This is a genomic window from Thermoanaerobacter sp. A7A (assembly GCF_000445185.1).
In the GTDB taxonomy this organism is placed as follows: Bacteria; Bacillota; Thermoanaerobacteria; order Thermoanaerobacterales; family Thermoanaerobacteraceae; genus Thermoanaerobacter.
In genome coordinates this window covers 1-1,066 of the sequence record NZ_AVAF01000078.1, presented here as the reverse complement: position 1 = coordinate 1,066, position 1,066 = coordinate 1, and the positions used below count along the sequence as shown (strand labels likewise).

The 1,066-nt window shown below is 33.2% G+C and carries 1 protein-coding gene and 1 pseudogene; both read left to right on the top strand.

The window, feature by feature from the left end; translation table 11 throughout:
• Window positions 1–317: 317 nt before the first annotated feature.
• Window positions 318–512 (top strand): annotated as a pseudogene (locus M663_RS15240) (IS110 family transposase); the annotation flags it as partial.
• 258 nt (window positions 513–770) lie between these two features.
• Window positions 771–1,022 carry a helix-turn-helix transcriptional regulator gene (locus M663_RS0104595; protein ID WP_029688109.1) on the top strand — a complete coding sequence of 84 codons (252 nt, stop codon included), beginning with the start codon at window positions 771–773 and terminating at the stop codon, window positions 1,020–1,022.
• The last annotated feature ends 44 nt before the right edge of the window (window positions 1,023–1,066 follow it).

Here is a 1,066-nt window from a genome sequence, read left to right as displayed (position 1 = left end):
TTTTTTTTAAAAAAACTATTGACAAGTTTAAAAATCTTGTTTATACTAAGAGTAGATACCAAATTATACTGTAAAGTTAATGTGGGACAGGCTTTCGTCCTCCATGCGGCTTGACCGCTCTTTAAAGTGTGGTCCCTACACCAGATTTGCCTTTTCTTACGCGAAATCTGCTTTGTCATATATAAGCCCCTGGCAGCAGAGGATTCAGGCTTATATATTAAGAGCTAATTGCGAGGTTGCTACATAATCTGGTTGCTAGGGTTATCTCAAATTAACTTTTACTTACTTTATCAATTTTGAAAGGAGGTGTAACAATCTTGAATAAGCTTTTTGTTGGTATGGATGTAAGCCTGAATGATGTCAAGGTCCATATTCTCGACCAGGAGGGTAATGATGCTTCCTCTCGTTTTTCTGTAGAAAATAACCCTCATGGTTGTGATGTTATAGTATCACGTATCTTGGTCGGTAGACTCCCCAAATCTTGTTCTGTAGATTTTAGATATCTTGCTCTCCATTTGAATTTTTTTTACCACCCTCTTGACATATTACCGAAATACTTTTATTTTTTCTTTTCCCTTGCTTCTGTCTTAATTGTACCACGAGTAATTACCTTTGTCAATACTTTTATATTACTTTTTTTTAAAAATTTTTATTGCCTTCAAAGCCACTTGTATCAGGGGTTGTAGCGATTTGAAATAAAACTTGCAAAAAAATTTTTAGCTGAGGGTATCTACCTGAACTGACATAACTAAAGGAAAGGAGGTAACAAAATGGTACAAAAAAAGTATGCTAATTACGTATATACAAAAAGGATTAAGGCTGAAAGAATTTTAAAAGGTTTAAAAGTAGCAGATATGGCTTCAAAAATGGGATGTTCTAGAGGAACATATTACAATATAGAGAATGGGGTAAAATGTCCAACAATAGTAGATATCAACAAAATATCTGAAATACTAGGGAAACCACCATATTACTTCTTCAAAATTTATAATTTTGAAAAAGAAATAGAAAAAGATACATGAGTGAATAGGAGGTAAAAAACCATGCTTGTACAAGACAAACGTTA